Below are 17,057 nucleotides of genomic sequence, written 5' to 3' on the forward strand. Positions count from 1 at the left end.
ATTGATACGCCGAAGATGCCGCTATTTTACGTTTCGAACAGGGGCCGAACGAATCGCGGCCGAATCGCTGACTCTCTGCGAATCACGCTCTGTTCTCTCGAGATATGGGCCCTTTCGCGCGTCGCAAACACTATGGCTGCCAAATCTCGCCTTTTGCAGCATATGCGGCCCGCCGGTCGCCGCAGGCGCGAGGCGGACTCCGGCGCGCGCTCTTGTCAATATTCGAATCGCGGCGCAGATGGCGTAAGCCGAGCGTTAACCTTTCGTAAGCCATGATTCGCCGCGGCAGCGACGCCGAGCGAACGGACCAGCGAATTGACCGAGAACAAGCGTGACTTCCGGCTGAGCGCGGCGGCGCTCGCTCTCGCGCCGAGCCCAAGGGCGCTGCGATTCTTCGTCGTCGGCCTGCTGAACACGGCTTTCGGCTATGCGATCTTCTATTTCGTCTGGCGCGCCACGCTCGACTCGATCGTCGCGGCCGGCGTCTCCACCGCGCTCGGCGCGCTGTTCAACTTTCTCTCGATCGGCCGCCTCGTCTTCGGCTCCAGCGATTCGCGCTTTCTCGGCCGCTTCATCGCCGTCTATGCCGCGCTCTTCATCGTCGACGCGTTCGCCCTGCGCGCGCTCGAGCATTTTGGCGCAGATGCGGCCCTTGCTCAGGCGGCGCTGACGCCCGTGCTCGCGACGCTCTCCTATCTGCTCAATCGTGACTTCGTCTTCCGCGCCGGAGGCGGCGGCGCATGAAAACCATCTCCATTGTCACGCCCTGCTATAATGAAGAGCTCAATATTCGCGAATGCCATGCGCGCGTCGCGGCGCTCTTCGCCGGCGAGCTGAAGGAGTATCGCCGCGAGCATGTGTTCTGCGACAACGCCTCCAAGGATTGCAGCGCCGAAATTCTGCGCGAGATCGCCGCAGCGGACCCTTGCGTGAAGGTGATTTTCAACGCCCGCAATTTCGGGCCGATGCGCTCCAATTTCAACGGCGTGATGGCGGCGGGCGGCGACGCCGTTCTGCTGTTCCTGCCCGCCGATCTGCAAGATCCGCCCGAGCTGCTGCCGCAATTCGTGCAGCTCTGGGAGGCGGGAAACGAGATCGTCTATGGCGTTCGAAAAATTCGCGAGGAGGGCGCCGTCATGCGCATGGCGCGCGGCCTCTATTACCGAATGCTCACCGGCCTCTCCGAATTCACGCTGCCGCCCGGCGTCGGCGATTTTCAGCTCGTCGATCGCAAGGTCGTCGAGGCCATGCGCCAAATCGACGACTCCTATCCTTTCATGCGCATGATGACCTTCGAATGCGGCTTCACCGCCGTCGGCGTTCCCTATCGCTGGGTCGAGCGCCGCCGCGGCGTCACCTCCAACAATCTGCCGCGCCTCGTCGACCAGGGCCTCAACGGGCTCGTCACCTTCACGCCGGCGCCTTTGCGCCTGCTGCTGTTTCTCGGTTTCGGCATAGCGGCGCTCGCGCTCGCTTACGCTTTCGTCAGCCTCGCGCTGGGGTTGATCTTCTTTCGCCAGCTGGCGCCGCCCGGCGTGATGACGATCATCGTCGCCGTCTTCTTCTTCGGCGGCGTGCAGCTTTTTTCCATAGGCGTGCTCGCCGAATATATTCTCGCCATTCATTCACAGGTGCGGCGCAAGCCCGTCGTGTTCGAGCGCGAGCGCCTCAACTTTTGAGCCGACATGACCACGACGACTCTGCAAGCGAAAGACGAAGCCCCCGTGCGAGCGGCGCCGCGCGCGCCTTTGCGCAATCTGCTGCTCTTGCAGCTCGGCGTTCTCGTCTTCCTCCTCTCTAACGCCGCGCTCGCCTTCGGCTTTCGCGCCGCCGCCGCCGCGTCCATTCTCATCGGCTGCGCGCATGGCGCCTTTCTGCTCTTCTCCTTTCGGCCGAAGCAGAACAGCCTGCTCGCCGCGCCGATCGACGCCAAAACCCTCGCCGCCTGTCTCGCGCTCGCCGTTGCTCTGCTGCTGCTCGGCGGCGAGACGCATCTCTTCTACGCCAATCTCGATTGGCTGGTGCGCGACGCCGTTCTCGCCGATCTGACGCGCGAAGGCTTTCCGCTCTTCTATCGCTATGAGGGGCAGGATTATCTGCTGCGCGCGCCGCTCGGCATGTATCTCCTCCCCGCCATGATCGGACATTACGCCGGGCTCGTCGGCGCGCATATCGCCATGCTGGCGCAAAATGCGCTGCTGCTCGGCGTTTGTCTCTATGTCGTCGTGAAGCTCGCCGGCGTGCGCGCGGCGCCCTTTCTCGCGCTGTTCATCCTGTTCAGCGGCCTCGACATCGCGCCGCAGCTTCTACGAAACGGGCTCGATCTGTCGGACCATCTCGAATGGTGGAATTCGTCGATTCAATATTCCTCGCATGTCACGCAACTATTCTGGGTGCCCAATCATGCGCTGCCGGGCTGGTGGGCGGCTCTGCTGCTGCTGTTGCTGGCGCGCGGCGAGATCGATCTTTCCATCGTCGCCATTCTCTTCGCAGCGTCGCTGCTGTGGTCGCCGCTCGCCGCCGTCGGCGCCGCGCCGCTCATCGGCTTTTGCGCGCTGCGTCTCGGACCTGCGCTCTTCTCATCGCGCAACATAGCGGCGGTCATGGCGGGCCTCGCTTTTCTGCCGGTCGCGCTCTATCTGACGATCGACGCGGAATCGGTCAAGCACGGCTGGCTCGTGGCGCTTCCGGGATTCGCGCTGCTCTATCCCGCCTTCATTCTCGTCGAGATTCCGCATGTGGCGATCCTCGTCGCCGCGCGCGACGCAATCGCGAAAAGCGATCGCGCACTGATCGGCGCGGCGGTCGTCGTTCTGCTGGCGCTGCCCTTCTATTATTTCGGCCCCAACAATGATCTCGCGATGCGCGCCTCCATGCCGGCGCTCTTCGTGCTGGCCTTCGCTTTCGTCCGCATCGCCGTAGCGACGCCGCGCGACGGCGGAATTCTCGCCAGCGCAATATCGATCATCGTGATCGTCTCCGCGACCACGCCTGGGATGGAGATCAAACGCGCGCTGGTCGCGCCGACCTTCGCAATATCGGATTGCGACCTGCTCACCGGCTGGCGCAAGACCGATCCGCAAAATTTTCCGACCAATTATCTCGCGCGCCTCGAAAAGGTTCCGGCCTGGCTCGGCGCGGCGACGAACGCGCGGCTCGAGATCGAACAGCGAAGCTGCTGGCCGGACCATCCGCATCTCCCCGATTCGCGCAAATGAATCGAAGGGGATGTCCACAGAATTTCACTGTCGATATTTCGCTTTTGACTTGGCGCGCCACCGAACGCTAGAAACGCGGTCCCATCAACCGACGGCAAGGATTGCGCATGGCGTCGATCGTCGAACGAATCAGCACGGAGCTCTCCGCGAAACCCTGGCAGGTGGAGGCGGCCGTCGCTCTGCTCGATCAAGGTTCGACAGTGCCCTTTATCGCGCGCTATCGTAAAGAGGCGACCGGCCAGCTCGACGACACGCAATTGCGCCATCTCGATGAGCGCCTGCGCTATTTGCGCGAGCTCGAGGATCGCCGCAAAGCCATTCTCGATTCGATCGAAGCGCAGGGAAAGCTCGACGACGCGCTGCGCGCCACGATCATGGACGCCGATAATAAAGCGCGGCTCGAGGATATTTATCTTCCCTATAAGCCCAAGCGCCGCACCAAGGCGCAGATCGCGATCGAGGCCGGCCTGGCGCCGCTCGCCGAAGCTCTGCTCGGCCATCCCGAGCGCGAGCCGAAGACGCAGGCCGAGCCTTTCGTGAACGCCGAGAAGAATGTCGCCGATGCGACCGCGGCGCTCGAGGGCGCGCGCGCCATTCTCGTCGAGCGTTTCGCCGAAGACGCCGATCTCATCGGCCGCCTGCGCGAGACCTTCTGGACGCAGGGCCTGATGAAATCGAAACTGCGCGCGGGCAAGGAGACGGCGGGCGCGAAATTCTCCGATTATTTCGATTTCTCCGAGCCGCTGGTAAAGCTTCCCTCGCATCGCATATTGGCGATGTTCCGCGGCGAGAAGGAGGAGATGCTCGATCTCGAGATGCTCCCCGAGCCGAGCGAAGGCGCCGTCGGCTATGAGGGCCAGATCGCGCAGCGTTTCGCCATCGCCGATCGCGGCCGTCCGGGCGATCGCTGGCTGCTCGACACTGTGCGCTGGGCCTGGCGCACCAAGATCGAATTGCATCTTTCCGTCGATCTGCGCACGCGTCTGTGGCGCTTCGCGGAAGATGAAGCCATTCGCGTCTTCGCCGCCAATTTGCGCGATCTTCTGCTCGCTGCGCCCGCCGGCGCGCGCGCGACGCTCGGCCTCGATCCGGGCTTTCGCACCGGCGTGAAAGTCGCCGTCATCGACAAGACCGGCAAGATCGTCGCGACGACGGCCATTTATCCGCATGAGCCGCAGCGCCGCTGGGACGAATCCCTCTCCATTCTCGCCAAGCTCGCGCGCGAGCACGCGATAGAACTCATCGCCATCGGCAATGGCACGGCCTCGCGCGAGACCGACAAGCTCGCCGGCGAATTGATCTCCAAATTCCCGGAGCTGAAGCTCACCAAAATCGTCGTTTCGGAGGCGGGCGCGTCCGTCTATTCCGCGTCGGAATACGCCGCGCACGAATTGCCCGATCTCGATGTGACGCTACGCGGAGCCGCCTCCATTGCGCGCCGCCTGCAAGACCCGCTCGCCGAGCTGGTGAAGATCGAGCCGAAAGCCATCGGCGTCGGCCAATATCAGCACGATGTTTCCGAGGTGAAGCTCTCCCACTCGCTCGACGCCGTCGTCGAGGATTGCGTGAACGCCGTCGGCGTCGACGTCAACACCGCCTCCGCGCCGCTGCTGGCGCGCGTGTCGGGCGTCGGCGAATTGCTGGCCTCCAATATCGTCGCGCATCGCGACGCCAATGGTCCTTTCCGCACGCGCGAAAGCTTGAAGAAAGTGCCGCGTCTCGGGCCGAAGGCCTTCGAGCAGAGCGCGGGCTTTCTGCGCATCGTCGACGGCGACGATCCGCTCGATCGTTCCGGCGTGCATCCGGAGGCCTATCCGGTGGTGCGGCGCATCATCGCGGCGGCCAAGACCGACATAAAGCAGCTCATCGGCAATGCGACGGAGCTGCGCAAGCTGAGCCCTAAGCAATTCGTCGACGAGAGTTTCGGCCTGCCGACCGTCACCGACATTTTCGCCGAGCTGGAAAAGCCCGGCCGCGATCCGCGCCCGGCGTTCAAGACCGCGACCTTCCAGGAGGGCGTGGAGAAGATTTCGGACCTGAAGCCCGGCATGATTCTCGAGGGCGTCGTCACCAATGTCGCGGCCTTCGGCGCCTTTGTGGATATTGGCGTGCATCAGGACGGGCTCGTCCACATCTCCGCAATGTCCAAGACCTTCATCAAGGACCCGCGGCAGGCGGCCAAGCCCGGCGATATCGTCAAGGTGAAGGTGCTGGAGATCGACGCGCCGCGCAAGCGCATCTCGCTCACCATGCGGCTCGACGACACGCCCGATCAGCGCCAGGCGCCGTCGGGCGGTCAGCGCCGCGAGGCCGGCGGCCCGAGCCCGCGCCAGATGCGTCAGCCGGAGCCGCAAAAGGGCGCAGGCGCGCTGGGCGAAGCGCTGCTGGCGGCGATGCGCACGCCGCAGAAGAATGGGCGATGAGCGGCGGAGCGAAAGCTGGAGCGGGTGAAGGGAATCGAACCCTCGTATTCAGCTTGGAAGGCTGCTGCTCTACCATTGAGCTACACCCGCGACGGAGCAGATATGCCAAGTCGCGCCGCGCTTGGCAATGGCCCTCGAACGGCCGGCGCGGCGCAAAACACATGGTTTTCGGCGATTCGCCGTGCAAACCAGGGCTTTTCGGCGCGAGCCGCTTGACAGGCTCGCGTTCCATTTCTCATTTGACAGCCGGGCAAGGGCAAACTAACCGAGCGCCCGACCAAAGTCTCCCACGGGCGGTCCCACGCCGCTCTATCTCGAGGATGCAAGGACCGTGGCCAAACCCGAACTCGGCGCCAAGCGCCAATGTCAGTCTTGTGGCGTCAAATTCTTCGATCTGAACAAGGACCCCGTCGTCTGCCCGAAGTGCGGAGCGATTTTCCATGTCGTGACGTCGCGAATCGCCGCGCGCCATGCCGATCCCGATGATGCGGCTGAGGGCGAGAAGGACGCCGAGATCGTTTCTCTCGACGAGGTCGAGGCCAGCGAGAACAAGGCCGAGGCGATCGACGTGGACGAGGATGTCGAAATCGACGATGCGGCCGAGGAGGACGACACCTTCCTCGAGAATGAGGAGGAGGAAGACGACGACGTCGCCGGCCTCATCGACGGCGACATCGACACGGACGAAGAAGGCTGAGAACCAAAAAGGCGGTCCCGAAATTCGGGGCCGCCGCTTTTTTTCGAGGGCTTTCGTATCGTTATTTTTTTGCCGCGTCGTCCGGGAAGGGCGTGAGCGCGGAATAATGCGCCGGCACGGGCTGCGTCAGCGCGCCGAGGAAAGCGGTGATCGCCGCGACATCCTTGTCGGAGAGATCGGCGCCCAATTGGACCTTGGCCATCACGCGCACGGCCTGCGGCAGCTCGGCCACCGAGCCGTCGTGGAAATAGGGGCCGGTCTTGGCCACATTGCGCAGGCTCGGGACTTTGAAGACATAGAAGTCCGCGTCATTCTTGGTCACATCGGCGCGGCCCTTGTCCGGGTCTTTGGAGCCGGTCTCCTTCCAATAATCCTCGACGACGCCGAATTTGGCGAATTTGTCTCCGCCTATGCCGACGCCGTCGTGACAGCCGACGCAGCCGATATCGATGAATTTGCGCAATCCCGCCTGCTCGGCCGGGGTCAGCGCCTTGGCGTCGCCATTCAGAAAGGCGTCGAAGCGCGTCGGCTGCGGCAGCGTGCGTTCATAGACGCCGAGCGCCTTGCCCCAGTTTTTCTGCGTCACCGGGTCCGCCTCGCCGGGGAAGGCCTTGGCGAAGGCCTCCGTATAGCCGGGGATGGATTTCAGCTTGGCGATCACCGTCGCGAAATCGGGATTGCCGAAGCTCACCGCGCCGGTCGGCGATTTTTCGGCCTGCTCCTCGATCGTCTCGCGATCGCCGCGCCAATGCGCCTTGAATTGGAGTGCGGCGTTGAAGATCGTCGGCGCATTGCGGGGGTTGATCTTGCCGAACACGCCGAAGGATTTGGGCAATCCGTCCGAGCCCTGCTTGTCCGGAAGATGGCAGTGCGAGCAGCTCACATTGCCGTCGGCGGAAACTCTGGTCTCGAAGAACAGCCGTCGGCCGAGCTCGGCCTGATCCGTTTTGGCGCTCGGCGCGGCCGGCAGAGGCGCGAAAATGCGCTTGGCGTCGGAAAGGAGCGCGGCGTCGGCGCCGGCCGCGACAGCGGTCGCGGCGACGCACAATCCCGCGGCCGCAAATCCGACCAGCGCGGAAATTTTAATGGTGGAAGTCATGATGGTCCGCCGTTTCTCGTAGTGGGAGCTGGGGCTCCGGCGGGCGCATCCTGTATCGATTTATGAGAGCCGGCAAGGCCGGCTCTCATGAAATCATACCTCGCAGCTAGGGTTGGCGCGCAGCGCCGATCGGGCGCAATCCGAGCCAGCGGCTCGCGCCCGGAAAAGCGCGGCGGATGACCGTTTCCGCCGCGAGCACGGCGAGGAGAGACAGGCCGAGCGTCGGCAGGAAGAGGCCGAGGGCGAGGATGAGGCTCAGCATGAAAGGTGCGAGGCGCGGCTCGGGCGAGAAGGCCGGCGGCGCGCCCAGGGCGCCGCGCGGGCGCCGCCGCCACCATAAAACGACGGAAGAGACCACGAGCAGCAGATAGGCGACGACAGTCAGCAAGCCGAGCAGCTGATTCAGCCAGCCGAACAGCTGCCCCTCATGCGCGGCGACGCCGATTCCGAAGATGCGGTCGATGAGCGGAGACGTGGCGAAGCCCGTCTCGCGCAATTGCTCGAAGCTCGCCGGGTCGAATTCGATCGTCCTGCGCAGCGGGCGGTTCTGCGTTCGCGATTGGACCTTCCAAGCGGCGCCCTCCGGTCCTGGCGGCGAGATCATCACCGGCTCGGCGAGGCCGAGCCCGGCCGCGATCGGCGCGATTCGATCGAAACCGACGCGCGTCGCCGCGGCGCCGGCGGCGGCGTGATGCGCATGGTGCTCCGCATGTTCGCTCGGCGCGGGCGTGGCTTGCTGGAACTGCTCCTTGCGCTGCTCCCGCGCGTCGGCGGGCCCCGTCGTCCAATCGGGATGGACGAGCATCGTCTCGCCGATATTGCGCACATAGCGGAAGCTCTCGCCCCAGACCAATGTCCAGGGCAGCGCCGTGACGAGCAGGAACAGAGCGAAAAACGACACCCACAGGCCGGTGACGGCGTGGAGGTCGCGCCAGAAAATTCGGCCGCCCTCGGCGAGGCGTGGATAGGCGACGCCGGCCAGACCTTTCGCGTCGCGCGGCCACCAGAGATAGAGGCCGCTGACGATCATGATGATGGCCCAGGCGCCGGCGAGCTCCAGCAGCACATGGCCGGGCGTCCCCAGCAGCAGATCGCCATGAATGGCGCCGGCGAGCCGCGACGGGCGGTATTTGTCGTCCTGAACCGCGAGAATTTCCAGCGTGTCGGGACGCACCAGCACGCGCTGGATCGCGAAATCCTCGGAGCCGCGGCGCCCGGTCATGAAGGTCACGCGGGCGGCGTCGGCCGGATCGGCGCGCAGCTCGAGCGCGGTCAGCCGCGCGTCGGGCAGAGCGGCCTGCGCCGCCGCCACTTGCGCGTCGAGCGATTGCGGCGCGCCATTCAGCGCCATATGGTCGTAGGGCCGGTCGAGCCAGGCGTCGATTTGCGGCTTGAAGAGATAGACCGCGCCGCTGAGCGACAGCACGACGACGAAGGGCAGGCAGAACAGTCCCGCATAGAAATGCCAGCGCCAGATGGTGCGATAGGCTGCCGAGCGGACGGACGCATCCTGCGATCCGACGAGATTGCGGACGATCATATTCATATGTGGCCTCCTCGACGACGCCGGCGCCCGCCGCGGGCCGGTCGTGTCTTTTCTCACTTCGATGCGATGGCGCGATGAAAAGCTCGGCCGTCTCACTGCGAGCGTAACGCCGGCGGCGTGCGATTGTCGAGATCGCGCATGAGGAGAGGTCGCGTGCGAAGAGGTCGCATGCGTCGCGCGAGAGGCGCCGACGCGAGCGTTCGCGCATTATGGCGTAGGGCGGGAGCGTGCAGCGCCCGACCGCCTCAGGCGATGGCGCACCAAAAATTACGAGCCGGTAAGAAGGTCGCCTCCGTTAGGAGAGCGGTCTTCCTACCGGCTCGCTGAATTCGGCCGCTTCACGAGAGAAGCGGCGAGCACGAAATCCGTTCAGATTTCGGCGGATTCGTAGCTGGTGATTTCCATGCCGACGCAGACTTCGACGATCACCGGGGCGGTCCAGGCCATGTTCATCTCCTCCGTTCGAAGAAATCGCCCTTTCGAGGCGAATGTCTCATCCCGCTTCTCGCTGCTTTGCGCTTGGCCGCATGAGCCGGCAGGTTTGAGCTAGGCGATTGACTAGCATGAAGCTCTGCCCCACGCAATTCGGCAATTTGAGACGGCGTGTCGTCAAATCTTCCCGACGTCGCCGCAACCTATGGAAGTTTCGAGAGGAAGGTCGTTCGCCGCGGCGGCCCGGCGCGGCTGCGATCGGGCAATCCTCCCATATGAGGCCGGCGGCGGCGGGCGCGGTCAAAGCGTCACCGCTCCGATCTGCTGCAAGACGCCCAATCGATCGACCTGCAGCCATGCTCGGGAGAGCTTGCCGCCGGCGGCGTGATAGATGGCGATCCCCTCTTGAACGACGGTTTTGCCGGAAGGAGCGACGCCGGCCAGCGGCCCGAGCTGCGCCGCCTGAAAACGCCATCGCAAGCACACTTTTTCGTCGGCCGCGAACAAATCCTCGATCTCGAATCGGAGGTCGGGAAACGCAGAGACTATGCGCTCGATCGTCCGCCGGAAGCCCTCGGGGCCGCTTTCGCCATTGGCGCCGATGAATTCCGCGGCGAGATATTCGGCAAGCCGGTCGAGCTGGCGTTTATTCAGACAATCCTCATACAGGCCTTCGACGAGCTCCGCCGGAGTCATGGCGCTCTCCATTGACAACATACTGTCTTTTTGCATTTTGACAGTATATTGTCAATATCCAGGTTGTTCAGGGAGGATCGATCATGCCGACTTCACGCGGCGAAGCCCTGAGCGGGCTCGTATGGGAGATATTGCTGACCGCGGGCCGCCTGACGGAGTTCGGCAATAGGCTCACCGCGCCCTTTGGCCTGACCGCCGCCCGTTGGCAGGTCATGGGCGTCATCGTCCACCGAGCGGCGACCATAGCGGAAATCGGCCGCCGCCTGTCGCAGAGCCGGCAGGGCGTCCAGCGCTTGGGCGACGAGCTGGCGCGGGAGGGTTTTGCGCTCTACAGCCCCAATCCGAAGCACGCGCGCGCCAAGCTGCTCGGCCCTACGCCGCAGGGCGCGGCGGCGTATCGAGAGGTGATGAAGCTGCAAGCCGAGTGGATGGACGCTCTATCGGCGAAAATGCAGGTCGAGAACATTGCCGCGGCGCGGGCGCTGCTCGCGACGCTCGCGTCCGGGCTGGAAGAAGGCCGAACGCAACACGCAGCGCAAGGGCGCGAGCGCGCGTCGGACGGCTGATGGTTCGATGTCGGCGCTTCGGATGCTGCTGCGCGTGCCTCACGCCGGCAGCAGCACCTCGCCCTTGCCGAACACCGCCGTGTCGCCGGCGAAGCGTTGCAGGCGGCCGGAGAGCAGGCGCGAGGCGCCGCGGCTCTCTGCCGCGAGAGATTTGGCGAAGAGCTTGGCGAAGCCGAGATTATGCGCGCCGCAATCCACGTAAGTCGGTCCGAGCTCGCGCTGCTCGGAGAGCACGATGGATGCGCGCTTGTTGAGATAGCCGATGCGCTCGCCCTCCGCCGTCCCCAGCACGATGATGGTGCCGGCGATGGCTCTAGCGCCCAAATCCTCGCCCGCATCGCCCTCGACGATGATGATGCCGCGGCGCAGCCGATCTCCGCAACGCGCGCCGACGCTGCCGCGCACGATGACGCGCCCGCCCGACATGCCGGGAATCTCGCCCGCCAGCGGCGCGCCCAGGAAATCCCCAGCGTCGCCGTAAATATCGATATTCGCGCCCGCGGATTGCGAGGCGACATAGGGGCCGGCGTCGCCGGCGACCGTGATGGTCCCGCCCTTGGCCGCGCGGCCGAGCTGCGCGCCGACATCGCCCTCGACATGAATCTCGAAGCCCGGCAGCAGCTTGGCGCCGAGAAGATCGAAGCGATCGGAGCCGCCGTCGAAGCGCACCGAGGTCGCGTCGCCGAGCTTGACCTTGAAGATGTCGCCGACCGTCACGCTCTCGCGCGTCGTGCCGATGGAGAGGGACTCGATTTCCTTCGCCGAGCGGCCGACGAGCCGATCGGGCGTCAGGGGCGAGAGGTCGAGCCGCTGGTCGGGCTCGGCTTTCAGCGTGAAGAGAAGCGGCTTCACTTACACGAGATCCTTCAAATGATAGTGGAAGGGGCCGAGTTTCCCGCCGTAATTGCCGGCGCCGACGCGCTTGGCGCCATTCTTGGGGCCGAGCGCGATGATCGCCTTCAAGCCGGCGCGCATCCCCGCCGCGACCGCCTCGCTGGTCAATCCGTCGATGACGATCTCCAGCACGCAGCCGATGTCGGCGTCGAGCGCGCTATTGGTCGCGCCGCGCAGCGTCGGACAATAGGCGTCATTGGTCGAGGCGCCCATGCCCTTATATTTCGAGCCGACCTTGGAGCCGGAGCGCACCACGCCGCCGGGGAAAGGCGCGATGGCGTCGGGCGTATTGTGGACGGCCTCCACGGCGGCCTCCGTGGCGCGCATCGTCTTGGCCCAATCCTCGCCCATGATGAGCAGATTGCCGCCGCCGACCGATTTCTTGGTGAGGCCGACGGCCGATTCCACCAGGAACTCGCCGTCCATCACCGGCACGCGCCAATAGCGGCGGCCGTCGATCGCCTTGGAAATCTGCCATTTGTCGCCGAATTGGCGCATGGAGTCGCCGACCTTGATCTTCGCCTCGCCGTCGAAGGCGGAGAAGACGGCCGAGCCGGGACAGGTCAGCACGCATTGGCCGATGCGATTGACCAGCGCTTTCTCGACGCTCTTGGGCGAGAAGCCGAAGAGCAGCACGCGCACGCCCGGACGTCCGTCCGGCGTCTCGCGCGTCGACAGCTCGCGGTCTATGCCGGCCTCGCAGTCGCAGCCGATGACCGACGTCGCATAGCCGGTCATGGTGGTCGCGGCCTGCAAGGCCCATTTGCGGGTCGGCGCGGTGACGACCACGCCGGAGCCGGTCATCGGAAAGGCTTCGGCGAAGCTCTCGTCGATGCGAATTCCCTTGCGGATCAGCTGCGGCATGGGACCTCCGCGAAGGCGTCCGCATTGGGGAGCGCCGCATCCTGCACCTCGAACATGGAGCGCGGCAGGCCATAGAGGCCGTCGTAATATTTGTCGAGGCGACTGTTGATCTTGCGATCGTATTCGGGCCGCACGCGCAGCGTCCTTCCCTTGGTGTAATGCGAGACTTTGCCGTCGCGCACGACGAGATTGCCATCCTTGAAGACATAGGCGGCGCTGCGGAACATCGCCGCTTTGTCGGGCTGCGGCTTGTAGACCGCAATATCGGCGACCGCGCCCGCGCCCAATTGGCCGCGATCCTCGAAGCCATAGAGCTTGCGCGGCGCTGCGCGGGTCATGGTCGCGATCTCATAGAAGGAATATTCACGCTTCAGCGCTGGAAGATTGGTCAGCTCCAGCACATCGGCCGGCAGGCGCGAGCAATATTGCGCGCGCTTGTCGGCGCTCATCAGCAGAGCGAAGACTTCCGGATAGGTGGTGAAGGGCGCGCCATTCGGATGGTCGGTGGTGAAGAACACCTGCATCGGATCATCGCAGAGCAGGAACAGCTCGAGGCCCGCCGCCCATTGCACCGCATTGAAGAAGTCCGACACGCGGTAGGAATAGGGCACGACGCCGAGGCCATTGGAGTCGCCATCGAAGATGACGCCCTTCTTCGGCCGCCCGCCGGGCAGGCTGTTGAACTGCTTCATCACATCGGAAGAGATGGTGACGATATCGGCGAACATCACCTGACCGACGTCGACGGTGACATTCTTATTGGCGTTGATCTTCTCGGCGAATCTCGCCGCCGCCGAGGAGAAGCCGTTCTTGCCCTCTGTGCCATAGGCGTAGAATTGCACATGGGCGAGATGCAGCGGCAGGCCCTGCGAGGAGTCGATCGTCGCCAGCGCCGTCTCGATATTGCCGGGCAGGCCGAGATTATTCATGTGCAGATGCAGCGGATGGCGGATCTTGGTGGCGTTCACCGCCCGCTGCAAGGTCTGGAAAATCTCGCGCGAGGAGAGGCCATATTCCGGCACCACATCGTCGAGCGAGAAATGGCGGATATTCTGCTTGAAGGCGTCGACGCCGCCGGCGTTCACGCATTTGACGCCGATCGCGCGCGTCGCCTCGAGCGTGGCGCCGATGTAATCGACCACCGAATCCTCGGTCGCGCCGTCGCGGAAGGCGGAGAGGAGGAAATCCTCATTGCCGAGCACCGTCAGGAAGCCCTTGTCGATGATCGGAATATCGGCGAGCTCGAGATGGGCGTGCAGCGCGTGATGGGGCGAAACCGCCGGCTCTATGACCGTCGTGTAGCCCATTTGCGCATAGAGGCGGCCGGTCTCGAAGGTGGACCAGCCGGCCGTCGACAGCGGGGTGTTGGCGGGCCGCGGCCGATGGGCGCGATGCGCCTCCGGCAGCAGCAGGCGCGCGGTGTTCACGCCGCCGCCGGCGATATGGGAGTGGATGTCTATGGCGCCGGCCATGACGATATGGCCGGAGACGTCATGCTCGACGTCCGCCGACCGTCCCTCGGGCGGCGCGACGATGCGGCCGTCCTCGAAATAGAGGTCGCTGACGCCATCGACGCCATTGACCGGGTCGACGACATGGCCGCCGTAGAGACGGGTCAGCATGACGCGTGCTCCCGAGGGCGAATCGATTGCCAATGGCGAATCAATTGCGGCATGCGACCTCCGCATAGACGCTGCGGCCGGCGAGCGCCGCCTCGGGCACGTCGAAGATCGAGCGCGACAGGCCATAGAACTCGTCGTAATAGGCGTCGAGACGCTTCTCGATCGCGCGGTCGTAGCCGGGGCGCACGCGCAGCGTCTTGCCCTTGCTGTAGCGCGTCACGACGCCGTCGCGCACGACATTCTCGCCGTCCTTGAACACATAGGCGGCGTTGCGGAACATGCCCGCCTTGTCTTTCTGCGGCTTATAGACGGCGATATCGGCGGCGGCGCCTTCGCCGAGACGGCCGCGATCGGCAAAGCCATAGAGCCGCGCCGGTCCGGCCCGGCTCATCAGCGCGATCTCATGGAGCGTATATTCGCGCTTGATCGACGGGAGAGTCGTCATCTCCAGCACATCGGCCGGCAGGCGCTCCATCCATTGCGCGCGCAGCTCCGCGCTCATCAGCAGCGCGAACAGCTCGGGATAGGTTGTGAACGGCCCGCCATTGGGATGGTCGGTGGTGAAGAAGACCTGCAGCGGATCCTCGATCAGCAGGAACAGCTCGAGGCCCGCCGCCCATTGTATGGCGTTGTAATAATTGGAGATGCGATAGGCGTAGGGCACGACGCCGCCGCCATTGGCGTCGCCGTCGAAGATGACGCCCTTCTTCGGGATCGCGCCCGACAGGCTGTTGAACTGGCGCAGCACGTCGGAGGAGATGGTCACCGTGTCGCCGAACATCACGGCGCCGACATCGACGGTGATGTTCTTATTGGCGTTGATCTTGGCCGCGAGCGCGGGGGCCGCGGAGGAGAAGGCGTTCTTGCCCTCGAGCCCATAGGCGTAGAATTGCACATGGGCGAGATGCATCGGCAGGCCCTCGGCGGCGTCGATCGTCGCGAGCGCCGTGTCGATATTGCCGGCGATGCCGAGATTGTTCATGTGCAGATGCAGCGGATGCGGAATGCCGACTGTCTGCGTCGCCTTTTGCAGCGATTTGAAGATCTGCCGCGAGGTCACGCCATAGAAGGGCACGATCTCGTCGAGGCCGAAGGCGCGCATATTCTGCTTGAAGGCGTCCGCCCCGCCGGGATTGATGCATTTGAGGCCGAGCGTGCCCGTCGCCTCGACGGTCAGCGCGACATAATCGGCGATGGCGGTCTCGCTCTCCCGCTCGCGCAGCGCGGCGAGCAGGAAGTCGTCATTGCCGAGCACCGTCAGCGCGCCCTTGTCGATGATCGGAACGTCGCCGAGCTCCAAATGCGAATGCAGCGCGTGGTGCGGCGCGACGGCGGGCTCGACCACAGTGGTGAAGCCCATTTGCGCATAGAGGCGGCCGGTCTCGAAGGTCGACCATTTGGCGGTCGCGAGCGGCGTTCCGTCGAGGCGCGCGCGGATCGAGCGGTGCATCTCGGGCAGCAGCAGCCGCGCCGAATTCACATTGCCGCCGGCGATATGGGAGTGGATGTCGATCGCGCCGGCCATGACGATATGGCCGGAGACGTCATAATCCTCGTCCGGCTCGCGGCCCTGCGGCGGAGCGACGATCCGCCCATCCTCGAAATAGACGTCGGCGACGCCGTCGACGCCCGTCGCGGGATCGACGACATGACCGCCGCGCAGACGGATCAGCACGGCAAATCCTCCGAAAATTTGGCGCTGATGGCGGCGATCGCCTCGGCGACCGTCGGCAGCTCGGCCGGCGCGCTCGCCCGCCGCAGCACCATGGAGCTGGTCTCCTGCGCGAATTCCACCGCGTCGTAATTCTCGCCCGGCTTGCCGACGGCGATGAACAGCCCATGCTTGGGGGCCGAGCCCGGCGGCCCCAGCGTTATCAGCGGAATATCGACATCCTCCCACGGCGGCGCCTCGCCGCTATAGGCGGAAATCCACAGCGCGGCGTCGGCCTCGCCGTTCTCGACCAGCCGGCTCGCCTCGAAGCGCCAAGTGTCGTGCTCGGGATAGCCGCGGCCGAAGCCCGTGCGCGGCGGAAAGCCGGTCATCCAGGCGGAGGTCTGCAGCACGCCGGTGGCGTTCCCCCTTCCGCCGATCGGCACGCCGGTGAAGCGCGTCGTGGCGTTGAGCTCGGTGATCATGCCCTGCAGCATTTCCACCATCAGCGAATCGAGCCCGGCCGCCGACCAGACGGCGACGCCGAATCGCGCCGATTTCAGCGCCTCGGCCGCAGCGTCGAGCTTCTTGGTCGCGGCCGCCGGAAGCGCCACGGGCCGTCCGCCGACGCGCGCCCGCAGCGCCGCCAGCATGCCGGGAAGCTCCGCTTCCGTCGCCGGAATGGTCTCGACCTCGACGCCCTCGATCTTGGCCTCGCCCCGCTTGGGGCCGACCCAGATCACGCGGCGCGCGGTCTTGCCGCCGTGGACAGTCTCCTTGTCGAGCGCGAGGCGATCGAAGATCGCCGGCCAATAGCCCGTCAGTCCGGGGCCGACCAGCAGCACGAGGTCGGCGCGCACGCGGGCCTCATTGGGCGTCGTCACGAAAATCCCCGCCGAGCGGACGACCTCGAGGTCGGCCAGCGAATCGCGCGAGGCGAGATGATCGAAAGCGCCTCTCAGCCGCTCGGCCAGCAGGATTGCGGCCTGGGCTCCCGCCACATCGGCGCCGAGACCGGCGACGAGGGGGAAATTCGCGGCTTGCAGGATTTCGGCCGCTTTTTCGTAGGCGTCTTCGGAAGAAATGGATTTGCCGTCGAGCGTCGCGTTGCTCATTGCCCCAACCGATGTTTCCACCACGCCCGGGTTTGCGCCCAGGCATTTTTTGTCCGCTCCCGGCGCGACGGCCGAAAGCGAAGGCAAGAGCGGCGCGGCCCCTCGCCGGAGCCTGCGTCGCGCGCTATGCCTATCAGCCACGGCGCAGGAAGTCGAGACATCGAAGCGCCCCAATTCTATTCTCCGGCTCCCGAGGCTTTGCGAGCCTGCGGGCGCGCCACCAGCGAGGAGACA

At 65.0% G+C, this 17,057-nt stretch carries 15 protein-coding genes and 1 tRNA gene; 6 read left to right on the forward strand and 10 right to left on the reverse strand.

Features of this window, described 5'->3' with window-relative positions:
- Positions 1 to 315 precede the first annotated feature (315 nt).
- The 4 genes from KP010_RS14230 (at position 316) to KP010_RS14245 (ending at position 5,641) form a co-directional block, all read left to right on the forward strand.
- Complete coding sequence (locus KP010_RS14230; protein ID WP_142864669.1) at positions 316 to 744, forward strand: GtrA family protein; 429 nt, start codon at positions 316 to 318, stop codon at positions 742 to 744.
- A complete protein-coding gene (locus KP010_RS14235) occupies positions 741 to 1,679 on the forward strand; it encodes a glycosyltransferase family 2 protein (RefSeq protein ID WP_142864668.1) in 939 nt (312 codons plus the stop codon). Before KP010_RS14230 ends, KP010_RS14235 begins: the two co-directional genes overlap by 4 nt.
- Before the next feature lie 6 nt (positions 1,680 to 1,685).
- On the forward strand, positions 1,686 to 3,218 hold the full coding sequence (locus KP010_RS14240; protein WP_142864667.1) for a hypothetical protein: 1,533 nt from the start codon (positions 1,686 to 1,688) through the stop codon (positions 3,216 to 3,218).
- Between the two features lie 107 nt (positions 3,219 to 3,325).
- A complete protein-coding gene (locus KP010_RS14245) occupies positions 3,326 to 5,641 on the forward strand; it encodes a Tex family protein (protein ID WP_142864666.1) in 2,316 nt (771 codons plus the stop codon).
- A 16-nt stretch (positions 5,642 to 5,657) separates the two neighbouring features.
- On the opposite strand, the gene KP010_RS14250 is transcribed toward KP010_RS14245, so the two are convergent.
- Positions 5,658 to 5,731: transfer RNA gene (locus tag KP010_RS14250), tRNA-Gly, on the reverse strand.
- 241 nt (positions 5,732 to 5,972) lie between these two features.
- Here KP010_RS14250 and KP010_RS14255 point away from each other — a divergent pair.
- A complete protein-coding gene (locus tag KP010_RS14255) occupies positions 5,973 to 6,338 on the forward strand; it encodes a TIGR02300 family protein (protein WP_142864665.1) in 366 nt (121 codons plus the stop codon).
- 61 nt (positions 6,339 to 6,399) lie between these two features.
- On the opposite strand, the gene KP010_RS14260 is transcribed toward KP010_RS14255, so the two are convergent.
- The 4 genes from KP010_RS14260 to KP010_RS14275 all read right to left on the reverse strand — a co-directional run bounded on the left by KP010_RS14260 (position 6,400) and on the right by KP010_RS14275 (position 10,111).
- Positions 6,400 to 7,437, reverse strand: a complete 1,038-nt coding sequence (locus KP010_RS14260; RefSeq protein WP_142864664.1) for a cytochrome-c peroxidase — start codon at positions 7,435 to 7,437, stop codon at positions 6,400 to 6,402.
- Positions 7,438 to 7,543: 106 nt separating this feature from the next.
- A complete protein-coding gene (locus KP010_RS14265; protein WP_142864663.1) occupies positions 7,544 to 8,983 on the reverse strand; it encodes a PepSY domain-containing protein in 1,440 nt (479 codons plus the stop codon).
- A 369-nt stretch (positions 8,984 to 9,352) separates the two neighbouring features.
- Entirely contained in the window at positions 9,353 to 9,436 is an 84-nt protein-coding gene (gene pqqA / locus KP010_RS23340; protein ID WP_036292796.1) for a pyrroloquinoline quinone precursor peptide PqqA, read from the reverse strand.
- 279 nt (positions 9,437 to 9,715) lie between these two features.
- The gene (locus tag KP010_RS14275) at positions 9,716 to 10,111 is read right to left on the reverse strand and encodes an ester cyclase (RefSeq protein WP_158271759.1); all 396 of its coding nucleotides are present in this window, start codon (positions 10,109 to 10,111) and stop codon (positions 9,716 to 9,718) included.
- Between the two features lie 83 nt (positions 10,112 to 10,194).
- Between KP010_RS14275 and KP010_RS14280 the strand changes: the two genes are divergently transcribed.
- A complete protein-coding gene (locus KP010_RS14280; RefSeq protein ID WP_108916155.1) occupies positions 10,195 to 10,677 on the forward strand; it encodes a MarR family winged helix-turn-helix transcriptional regulator in 483 nt (160 codons plus the stop codon).
- Between the two features lie 39 nt (positions 10,678 to 10,716).
- Here KP010_RS14280 and KP010_RS14285 read toward each other — a convergent pair whose 3' ends face one another.
- The 5 genes from KP010_RS14285 to KP010_RS14305 are packed head-to-tail and all read right to left on the reverse strand — an operon-like array spanning position 10,717 to position 16,823.
- On the reverse strand, positions 10,717 to 11,529 hold the full coding sequence (locus KP010_RS14285; RefSeq protein ID WP_142864662.1) for a formylmethanofuran dehydrogenase subunit C: 813 nt from the start codon (positions 11,527 to 11,529) through the stop codon (positions 10,717 to 10,719).
- Positions 11,530 to 12,435 carry a formylmethanofuran--tetrahydromethanopterin N-formyltransferase gene (gene fhcD / locus KP010_RS14290; RefSeq protein WP_142864661.1) on the reverse strand — a complete coding sequence of 302 codons (906 nt, stop codon included), beginning with the start codon at positions 12,433 to 12,435 and terminating at the stop codon, positions 11,530 to 11,532.
- Positions 12,423 to 14,057: a formylmethanofuran dehydrogenase subunit A gene (locus KP010_RS14295; RefSeq protein ID WP_142864660.1), complete on the reverse strand. Its 1,635-nt coding sequence runs from the start codon at positions 14,055 to 14,057 to the stop codon at positions 12,423 to 12,425. The genes fhcD and KP010_RS14295 overlap by 13 nt, the downstream gene beginning before the upstream one ends.
- 40 nt (positions 14,058 to 14,097) lie before the next feature.
- Positions 14,098 to 15,732 carry a formylmethanofuran dehydrogenase subunit A gene (locus KP010_RS14300; RefSeq protein WP_142864659.1) on the reverse strand — a complete coding sequence of 545 codons (1,635 nt, stop codon included), beginning with the start codon at positions 15,730 to 15,732 and terminating at the stop codon, positions 14,098 to 14,100.
- The gene (locus KP010_RS14305) at positions 15,726 to 16,823 is read right to left on the reverse strand and encodes a formylmethanofuran dehydrogenase (protein WP_216280979.1); all 1,098 of its coding nucleotides are present in this window, start codon (positions 16,821 to 16,823) and stop codon (positions 15,726 to 15,728) included. The genes KP010_RS14300 and KP010_RS14305 overlap by 7 nt, the downstream gene beginning before the upstream one ends.
- Between the last annotated feature and the right edge of the window lie 234 nt (positions 16,824 to 17,057).

It is taken from the genome of Methylosinus sp. KRF6 (assembly GCF_018887255.1).
In the GTDB taxonomy this organism is placed as follows: Bacteria; Pseudomonadota; Alphaproteobacteria; order Rhizobiales; family Beijerinckiaceae; genus Methylosinus; species Methylosinus sporium.